Raw genomic sequence first — 1213 nt, forward strand, 5'->3', positions numbered from 1 at the left:
TAGGGAAACACTGATCAATTCGGCTTGGCGGTCATCGCTGACGAGGCCAAGGGCGTTGTAGAAAGAAGCTCACGGAACGGACCCACGACGATGCAGCGGCAGATCGGTTTTGCGGAAGCGGAAAGTGCGGGCAAGAAGCGGGTGACCAAGCGTCAACGCTTTCTGGCCGAGATGGAGAAGGTCGTCCCTTGGTCGCGGCTGCTGTCGGTGATCGGGCCGTATTACCCGAAGGGCGAGCGTGGCCGGCCGCCGATTGGCCTGGAACGGATGCTGCGGATCTACTTGCTGCAGCAGTGGTACGGGTTGTCGGACGAAGGGCTTGAAGATGCGCTCTACGACAGCATCGCGATGCGCGCCTTCGCGGGCATCGACCTGGCGCGCGAGAACGTGCCGGACGCCACCACGCTGTTGAAATTCCGGCGCCTGCTGGTCGAGCACGCACTGACGCGAAAGCTGTTCGACGAGATCGGCATCGAGTTGTGCGAGCGCGGGCTGATGATGAAGGAAGGCACGCTGGTGGATGCGACGATCTTCGAGGCTGCGCCGTCCACGAAGAACGCCGGGAAGAGCCGTGACCCGGAGATGCATCAGACGAAGAAGGGCAACGACTGGTATTTCGGCATGAAGGCCCATGTCGGCGTCGACGCCGACTCGGGTCTGGTGCATAGCGTGGTCACCACGGCGGCCAACGAGCCGGACGTATCGCAGGCCCACGCCCTGCTGCACGGTCATGAGCAGGAAGCGTTTGGCGATGCGGGCTACACCGGCGTGGACAAGCGCGAGGAGATGAAGGGCAAGACGGTGAAGTGGCACGTGGCGCTCAAGCGCGGAAAGATCAGGGCGATGCAGGAAGGTCCGCTGAAGGACCTCGTGATCGCGGTCGAGCGAACCAAGGCGCAGATCCGCGCCCGGGTCGAGCATCCGTTTCATGTCGTGAAGAACCTGTTTCGTCATCGCAAGGTGCGCTACAAGGGTCTAGCCAGGAACACGGCACAGCTGTTCAGTCTGTTCGCGCTGGCGAACCTGGTGATCGCGAAAAATCAGCTGTTGTCGACTCATGGGAGCAATCCGTCATGTGTGTGAAAAACGCGGGAAGTGAGGCCCGAATACGAGCGAAACTCACCTCGCATGTCGTCAAATTCCTACGTCAATCTGAAAATTGCAACCTGCCTCGTCCGTTATGCGGACGACAGGCTCATTGATCAGCGTTTCC

The 1213-nt window shown here is 60.7% G+C and carries 1 protein-coding gene; it reads left to right on the forward strand.

Annotated elements, in window-relative coordinates:
* The first annotated feature begins 90 nt into the window (after positions 1-90).
* Complete coding sequence (locus tag ACSHSS_RS30195) at positions 91-1083, forward strand: IS5-like element ISBmu23 family transposase (RefSeq protein WP_007182917.1); 993 nt, start codon at positions 91-93, stop codon at positions 1081-1083.
* Positions 1084-1213: the final 130 nt, after the last annotated feature.

It is taken from the genome of Burkholderia sp. BC1, from assembly GCF_052683555.1.

Bases quoted from the DNA above. Each gene is read 5' to 3' on its own strand.
- ACSHSS_RS30195 (WP_007182917.1), top strand. From the start codon at position 91: ATGCAGCGGCAGATCGGTTTTGCGGAAGCGGAAAGTGCGGGCAAGAAG.